Source organism: Sandarakinorhabdus sp. (assembly GCF_031422795.1).
GTDB lineage: Bacteria > Pseudomonadota > Alphaproteobacteria > Sphingomonadales > Sphingomonadaceae > Sandarakinorhabdus.
In genome coordinates this window covers 1-7,499 of sequence record NZ_JANPML010000168.1, presented here as the reverse complement: position 1 = coordinate 7,499, position 7,499 = coordinate 1, and the positions used below count along the sequence as shown (strand labels likewise).

9 protein-coding genes and 2 riboswitches are annotated in these 7,499 nt (G+C 63.7%); of the genes, 4 read left to right on the top strand and 5 right to left on the bottom strand.

The features are described 5' to 3' along the window. Nucleotides 1-87 precede the first annotated feature (87 nt). From gcvH to RMO81_RS06150, 3 genes are all read right to left on the bottom strand, one after another. On the bottom strand, nucleotides 88-459 hold the full coding sequence (gene gcvH, locus RMO81_RS06160; RefSeq protein ID WP_310474907.1) for a glycine cleavage system protein GcvH: 372 nt from the start codon (nucleotides 457-459) through the stop codon (nucleotides 88-90). Beyond that, on the bottom strand, nucleotides 456-1,595 hold the full coding sequence (gene gcvT, locus RMO81_RS06155) for a glycine cleavage system aminomethyltransferase GcvT (RefSeq protein WP_310474906.1): 1,140 nt from the start codon (nucleotides 1,593-1,595) through the stop codon (nucleotides 456-458). The genes gcvH and gcvT overlap by 4 nt, the downstream gene beginning before the upstream one ends. A 58-nt stretch (nucleotides 1,596-1,653) precedes the next feature. Further along, nucleotides 1,654-1,774: riboswitch (glycine riboswitch) on the bottom strand. A 1-nt stretch (nucleotide 1,775) separates the two neighbouring features. Next, a riboswitch (glycine riboswitch) is annotated at nucleotides 1,776-1,883 on the bottom strand. 252 nt (nucleotides 1,884-2,135) lie between these two features. After that, a complete protein-coding gene (locus RMO81_RS06150) occupies nucleotides 2,136-2,795 on the bottom strand; it encodes a hypothetical protein (RefSeq protein ID WP_310474904.1) in 660 nt (219 codons plus the stop codon). An 85-nt stretch (nucleotides 2,796-2,880) separates the two neighbouring features. Here RMO81_RS06150 and ispH point away from each other — a divergent pair, with 85 nt between their 5' ends. Genes ispH through RMO81_RS06130 form a run of 4 tightly spaced genes read left to right on the top strand, consistent with a single transcriptional unit; the run spans nucleotide 2,881 to nucleotide 6,737 of the window. Beyond that, a complete protein-coding gene (gene ispH / locus RMO81_RS06145; RefSeq protein ID WP_310474903.1) occupies nucleotides 2,881-3,858 on the top strand; it encodes a 4-hydroxy-3-methylbut-2-enyl diphosphate reductase in 978 nt (325 codons plus the stop codon). Nucleotides 3,859-3,868: 10 nt separating this feature from the next. Next, the gene (gene thrB, locus RMO81_RS06140; protein WP_310474902.1) at nucleotides 3,869-4,828 is read left to right on the top strand and encodes a homoserine kinase; all 960 of its coding nucleotides are present in this window, start codon (nucleotides 3,869-3,871) and stop codon (nucleotides 4,826-4,828) included. Beyond that, nucleotides 4,818-5,279 (top strand): ribonuclease HI, encoded by a 462-nt coding sequence (rnhA, locus tag RMO81_RS06135; protein WP_310474900.1) that lies wholly within the window; start codon nucleotides 4,818-4,820, stop codon nucleotides 5,277-5,279. The genes thrB and rnhA overlap by 11 nt, the downstream gene beginning before the upstream one ends. Before the next feature lie 48 nt (nucleotides 5,280-5,327). Further along, nucleotides 5,328-6,737 carry a BCD family MFS transporter gene (locus tag RMO81_RS06130; RefSeq protein ID WP_310474899.1) on the top strand — a complete coding sequence of 470 codons (1,410 nt, stop codon included), beginning with the start codon at nucleotides 5,328-5,330 and terminating at the stop codon, nucleotides 6,735-6,737. Nucleotides 6,738-6,872: 135 nt separating this feature from the next. Here RMO81_RS06130 and RMO81_RS06125 read toward each other — a convergent pair whose 3' ends face one another. Beyond that, complete coding sequence (locus tag RMO81_RS06125; RefSeq protein WP_310474898.1) at nucleotides 6,873-7,124, bottom strand: light-harvesting protein; 252 nt, start codon at nucleotides 7,122-7,124, stop codon at nucleotides 6,873-6,875. An 18-nt stretch (nucleotides 7,125-7,142) separates the two neighbouring features. Beyond that, complete coding sequence (locus tag RMO81_RS06120) at nucleotides 7,143-7,295, bottom strand: light-harvesting protein (protein ID WP_310474897.1); 153 nt, start codon at nucleotides 7,293-7,295, stop codon at nucleotides 7,143-7,145. Nucleotides 7,296-7,499: the final 204 nt, after the last annotated feature.

Here is a 7,499-nt window from a genome sequence, read left to right as displayed (position 1 = left end):
GATACGGACATAATCGGCGATCCACTGGCCTTCGGCAGCCTGTAACGCCGAGGCGACAACCGCAAAGCGGGGAAAGAAGCCCTTCGACTACAGGCTGGCGACAAACGCGTCATACGCGGCCTTGTCCATCAGGCCGTCCAGTTCCGACACGTCGGACAGGGTGAGCTTGAAGAACCAGCCTTCGACTTCCGGCGCGCTGTTGACCAGCGACGGATCGTCGGCCAGCGCTGCATTGGATTCGGTCACCGTGCCCGACACCGGGGCATAAACGTCAGACGCCGCCTTCACCGATTCGACCACGGCGGCTTCCCCGCCCTTGGTCACGGCGCGGCCGGCATCGGGCAGATCGACAAACACCACGTCGCCCAGCTGGCCCTGCGCATAATCAGTGATGCCCACGGTGGCTTCACCGCCAGCAACGTCGATCCATTCATGATCCTGCGTGTAAAGACGGCTCATTTCTTGTCCCCTTCCCGAACATAATTTTTTTGCTTGAACGGCATCGGCACCACGGTGGCAGCGATGCGCTTGCCCCGCACTTCGATCTCGAGCGCGGTGCCATCGGCGCTGTGGGCGGTGGCGACATACGCCATCGCAATCGGCACATTCAGGCTGGGCGCAAAGCCGCCCGAGGTGAGCACGCCCACTTGGGTCTCACCCATCCACACGGTCGCGCCTTCACGCGCCGGCATGCGGCCTTCGACACTCAGGCCAACCCGCTTGCGCGGGGCGCCGTTGAACAACTGATCGAGCACCCGCGCCGCGCCGGGAAAACCGCCTTCGGCCTTGCGGCGCTTGGAAATGGCAAAGCTCAGATCGGCTTCGATCGGCGTCGTTTCTGGATCGAGATCATGGCCATACAACGGCAGGCCGGCTTCAAGCCGCAGCGAGTCGCGCGCGCCCAGCCCGATCGGCTTCACTTCGGAATGCGCCAGCAGGGCTTCGGCCAAGGCTTGCGCGTGCGCGGCTGGTACCGAGATTTCATAGCCATCCTCGCCGGTATAGCCCGAACGCGTGATGCCCAGTTTGATGCCGTTCCACAGCCAGCGCGCGCCCGCCATGAACTTGAGATCGGCAAAGGCCGGCTGGTCTTCGCTCTCGGGAATGAGGTCGAAACGGCTCATCACCGTGACTGCTGCCGGGCCTTGCAGCGCCAGCAGGGCGTGATCGATCATGTGGTGCAGGGCAATGCCCGCCGGCCGCCGCGCTTCCATGTGGGCGATGTCGGCGGTCTTGGTGGCACCGTTCACCACCAGATAGAAATTGCGGCCGGTGTTGGTGACCATCAGATCATCAAGGATACCGCCATTATCGGCCAGCAGCAGCGAATAGCGTACGCGGTGCGGCAGCAACGCCTTGAAATCACCGGGCGCGAGGCTTTCCAGCCAGTCTGCCGCGCCGTCACCTTCCACCAGCAACTGCCCCATGTGCGACACGTCGAACAGGCCGGCTGATCCACGTGTCCACAGATGTTCGGCGATGATTCCTTCAAACTGGATCGGCATGGCATAGCCGGCAAAGCTCACCATACGCGCGCCAAGACGGCGATGCAGCGCATCCAGCGGCAATGTTCTCAGATCGTTATCATCAGCCATAGCGGCACCCCGGCAACAGTTGCGGTTCGGCCCGGCCTTGCAGCCATTTGCCAAACCCGTTTCCCCCACTGTCGCCAGACCTGAGAGCTTTGACCGGACGCGCTCGTGGAGCGCAACCGGCTTACCCCTTCGGTGGGGCACGGATATGACATCCGTACCCGCTTTCCAGAGTGTCGCTGATACGCCGGCGCGGTCCGTTTTGCCTGAGAGATTCCGGGGGCGGCTTGCTCCTTCGGCGGTGGAAGTCGACTGTGAAAGTCTTCGGCCACACTCTCCCGCGCGCGGCGCCGGAGTTGCCCCCGGCGACCACTGCCGATTGGGCGAAGCGCGCGCTCAAGTCAACTGCGCGCATGACCACCAAGATGCCGCAACCCTGCCAGCCGGCAGCCGTATTTACAGGGCATGATTGCCAAGCGCTTGCCTCTGATTGTCCTGCTCGTGGGGCTTGCGCTGGCGTTGACCATCAACCGGGCCGAAGGCGCGCGGCCGTTGGCGGCGCAGGCCGAACCGGGGTCGTCCGGTCGCTAAAACCAGCCCGGCTTATTTGGCGATGTTGTAGGCCAGCGCGCGATCATCCAGCTGAAAGCCGAGCAGCACTTCGAAACTGGCGGCGCGCAGGGCCGCGCGCACTTCGGGATCGGCCATCGGATCGGTGGCGGCATCCAGTTCGCCTGGCCGGCGCTTGCGGTTGATCTTGTCGAGGATGGCCTGCGGCACGGCGGCCGCAGTGCGCGACACGGCGGCGGTGGCCGTGCCCTGGGCCACGGCCCGTTCCTGGCCGGCGGCAAAATTCACCGCCACCTGGGAAATCTGCTTGGCGTTGACGATGTTGCCGGCCTGCACAACGGCGGCAAACACCGGCAGCATGATCTGCCGGGCCTGGGCCGCATCCGTGCGCCGCACAATCACATCATAGGTGATGCGCGACACGAATTGATCGCTGGTTTCGGCGCATTCATCGCGCACATTGGTGATGGTGGCGACGGCTTCCATATTGGCAGCGTCGGCAACGGCGCCTGCCGCAGCCGGCCGGAACAACGTTGTATCGCCGACATAGGCCGCCACGGCCACCGCCGGGCACGAAGACCGCCGCACCACCAGCGGATTGCGATCACAGCCGGCCAGCAGCAGCGCCGGCACGACAAGCGCGGCCAGAGCGATGGAACGACGAAAAGAGCGGTTGCTACTTGGGCGGATCATGCCCCTCTCCTATGGGGCAAAAGGCGTCACCGCAAGCATCAACAAAATGTGGCGCGGCCGAGTCCGATGGCGTATCAGCCGGGGCATGAGCACCCTTGCCCCCGCCATGGAAATCGGTTCGGCCGCACGACCGGCATTAAATGTGCTGGTTGCAGCGCCGCGCGGCTTCTGCGCTGGCGTCGATCGCGCCATCCATATCGTTGAACTTGCCCTCGAACGCTGGGGCGCCCCGGTGTATGTCCGCCACGAAATCGTCCACAACAAGTTTGTGGTTGATAGCCTGAAGGCCAAGGGCGCCATCTTCGTCGAAGAACTGGATGAAGTGCCGGACGGCGTGCCGGTGGTGTTTTCCGCCCACGGTGTGCCCAAGGCGGTGCCGGCCAAGGCCGAAGAGCGCGGCCTGACTTATGTTGATGCCACCTGCCCGCTGGTGTCCAAGGTGCATCGTCAGGCCGAACGGCTGGTTGCCGGCGGCTGCCACATATTGTTCATCGGCCACCAGGGCCACCCGGAAGTGATCGGCACCTTCGGCCAGGTGCCGGATGGCGCCATGACGCTGATCGAAACGCTGGAAGATGCGCGACGGGTACAGCCGCCGCACCAGGGCAAACTCGGCTTCCTGACCCAGACCACGCTGAGCGTTGACGACACGTCGGACATGGTGGCCGAGCTGAAACGCCGCTTCCCGGCCATCGAAGGCCCGCGCGGCGACGACATCTGCTATGCCACCTCAAACCGTCAGGCGGCGGTGAAGGCGATGGCGCCCCGCTGCGATCTGGTGCTGGTGATCGGCGCTGCCAACAGCAGCAACAGCCAGCGCCTGCGCGAAGTGGCGGAACGCGAAGGCGCCCGCAGCTGGCTGATCCAGCGTGCTGCCGAAATCGATTGGGCCTGGTTCGATGGTGTGACCACCGCCGGGCTGACCGCCGGCGCATCCGCCCCCGAAGTGCTGGTGCAGGAAGTGCTGGCCGCGATGAACGAACGCTTTGCTGTCAGCACCGAGAATATCACCACGGCTGTCGAAGAAGTGGTGTTCAAGCTGCCGCGCGCGCTGACCACGTAATCCCAGCGTCATGGCCGTTTACACCCCGGTCAGTGCGGCCGATCTGGCGGCGTTCCTGTCCGCTTACGATGTAGGCACCGCAATCAGCTTCAAGGGCATTGCCGAAGGCGTCGAGAACAGTAATTTTCTCGTCGACACCACCGCTGGCCGCTATTTCCTCACCCTGTATGAAAAACGGGTCGATGCCGCCGATCTGCCGTGGTTCCTCGCGCTGACGGCGCATCTGGCGGGCTGCGGCCTGCCGGTGCCGCGCCCGATCACCGATCGTGACGGCGTTGCGCTGAAGTCGCTCAATGGCCGTCCGGCCTGCTTGATCGAATATCTTTCCGGCGTATCCGTCACCGATCCCACACCGGTCGAATGCCGGGCCGTTGGGGAAGCCTTGGGCAAATTGCACCTGGCTGGCGCACATTTCACTGCTGTGCGCGAAAATGCGCTGGGGCCAGCGGCCTGGTCGCCGCTGGCAGCGCGCTGCGCTGGCCGCATGGGCGAAATCGATCCCGCCTTGCCGGCTCTGGTTGATGCCGGGCTGGCTGCCACGGCCAATTGGCCCGCTGGCCTGCCGCGCGGCACCATCCATGCCGATCTGTTTTGCGACAATGTGCTGATGCTGGACAGCAAAGTCAGCGGCCTGATCGACTTCTATTTCGCCTGCACCGATCTCATCGCCTATGATTATGCTGTCACTCATGCCGCCTGGTGCTTTTGCGTCGACGGCACCACCCATGTGCCGGCGCGGGCCGCGGCCCTTTGGGCTGGCTATGCCGAAGCACGCGGGCTGAACGCCGCCGAAACGGCCGCCCTGCCGCAATTGGGGGCCGGCGCAGCGCTGCGCTTTACCCTCACGCGGGCGTTTGATTGGCTGAACACGCCAGCTGATGCGTTGGTGACCCGCAAGGATCCGATGGCCTTTGCCCGCCGGCTGGCCTGGTATCTGGCAGCGACACCGGAGATGATGCTTGGCCAGTGAACCGCCGCCTCCTCAGGTCGAAATCTTCACCGATGGCGCCTGCAAGGGCAATCCCGGCCCCGGTGGCTGGGGCGCCATCCTGCGGTTTGGCGACCGCGAGCGCGAAGTGAACGGGGCGCAAGCTCACACCACCAACAACCGCATGGAATTGCAGGCGGCGATTTCAGCGCTGAACACCCTCACCCGCCCCTGCACGGTCGATCTCACCACCGACAGTGTTTATGTGCGCGACGGCATTTCGAAATGGGTGCACGGCTGGCAGCGCAACGGTTGGAAAACCGCCGACAAGAAACCGGTGAAGAATGATGATCTGTGGCAGGCGCTGCTGGCCGCCGCCAAGCCGCACCAGGTGCGCTGGCACTGGGTGAAGGGCCACGCCGGCCACCCGGAAAACGAACGGGCCGATGCCCTGGCCAATGCCGCGATCACCGCCATGAAGAACGGCGCCTGAACGATTGATGCTATTGCCAAACAATAGCCAATCGGCTTTTTGATACCCATGTCAGCCGAACAACAAGCCACGGGTCTCAACGCCCAGCTCATCAAGGTGTGGACGACGTGGGGGGCACGGTTTCTGCCGTTCTCCGATGTCGCCAGCGCCGAACTGCCGCTGTCGCGCCTGCTGCGGCTGGCGCTGATTCAGGTCAGCGTCGGGATCAGCCTGGTGCTGCTGGTCGGCACACTCAACCGCGTAATGATCGTTGAACTGGGTGTGCCGGCGTCGCTGGTTGGCGTCATGTTGGCGCTGCCGCTGCTGGCTGCCCCGTTCCGCGCGCTGGTCGGTCACAAATCCGATACGCACAAATCGGCGATGGGCTGGCGGCGCGTGCCCTATATCTACATGGGCACGATGATCCAGTTTGGCGGGCTGGCTTTCATGCCCTTTGCGATTCTGGTGCTGTCTGGCGCGCAGCAGGCCTATGATGAACGCATGTGGCTGGGCATGCCGGCTGCCGCGCTGGCGTTTTTGATGGTGGGCGCCGGCATCCACATCACCCAGACGGTGGGCCTTGCGCTCGCCACCGATCTCACCAAATCCGAACAACAGCCCAATGTGGTGGGCCTGATGTATGTGATGCTGCTGCTGGGTTCGATTGCGGCGGCTTTGTTCTTTGGCTGGGTGCTGAATGATTTCTCGCAGGCGCGGCTGATTCAGGTCATCCAGGGCTGCGCCGTGGTCACCGTCACCCTGAATTTCGTGGCGCTGTGGAAACAGGAAACGCGAATTCCCAGCCGATTGCGGCCGCAACAGCTCACACCAGATCCGACCTTCCGGGAAAGCTGGGACCTGTTTGTGGCCAAGGACAAGACGCTGCTGCGGCTGGTCGCCGTCGGGCTGGGCACCCTGGCCTTTTCGATGTCCGATATCGTGCTGGAACCTTATGGCGGCGAAGTGCTGAATCTGGGCGTGGGCACCACCACCATGCTTTCGGCGCTCACGGCGGGCGGCAGCCTGATCGGTTTTGCCTATGCCTCCTACATCCTCAGCCTGGGCGCTGATCCGTTCCGCATGGCCAGCCTGGGCGCGTTCATCGGCGTTCCGGCCTATGGCCTGATCATCATGGCCGCCGGTTCCGACACACCGGAACTGTTCACGCTGGGGGTGCTGCTGGCCGGGCTGGGCACGGGCCTGTTTGGCCATGGCACGTTAACGGCAACCATGCAGCTTGCACCCAAGGCCCAGGTAGGCATCGCCATGGGCGCCTGGGGCGCGGTGCAGGCCACATCGCAAGGCGTTGGCGCGGCGATCGGCGGCGGCATCCGCGATGTGGCGCGCGGGCTTGAACTGGGGTTGAATGTGGCCCCCAAGGCCGAGGGTTATGTGCTGATCTTCGGCCTTGAACTGGCGCTGATGCTGGCAACACTGGCGGCGATGTGGCCTTTGCTGCAGCGCGACACAGCAGATTGATGCCGAAGCCGCGATAATGTTCGGCCAACGCCGCTGCAAATCCGCGCCGAATCGCAACCACACATGAAAAGACCGGCGCTCCCTTGCGGAAACGCCGGCCCTTCGTTTCAACCCCGGCCACGCCGGAATTGAGGTTTATTGTGCAGCCGGAGCAGCTTCCATCGGAGCGGCTTCCATCGGCGCAGCTTCCATCGGCGCAGCGGCGGCAGGCGGGGCTGCGGCAGCTTCAGCAACCGGAGCGCCGCCCTGCAGGAACGCCTTGTACCATGTGGTGTTGTGGAGGACCGCCAGGTGCACCATCAATGCGGTGCCGGCGACCCAGACGAGGAAAAACAGCGGCAGACCGACGCTGGGGTTGACGTAGAGCCAGATACGACCTTCGTTCATGTGCCAGACTCCCCTAGATTACTTCAGCCACGGCGTAAGCGCGTAGGCGAGAATGTGAGCCAGAATGGCGGTGGCACCGTAAAGACGGGTGCCCCACTTCAAGCCCTCGTTGATTTCCAGTGCTTCCTTCTCGGTCAGCCCTGTCGGATAGACCTTCGTATCATCAGCCATGAATAACTCCCTTCCCGTTCGGAAAAATCGCTGGCTCAACCGCCCCGGCTCTCCCGCCTGTTTGCCGGATTGGGTGAAATGAGCGCGACCCAGTCCTTGCTGCCACAACCCGCCGATGGGCCGATCCGCGAACGGAACGCGACAGGACGTCGCAGCAGAATCGTTCTTAATCAAACTGTCGCATGTGTCAATCTGTCACCGTAT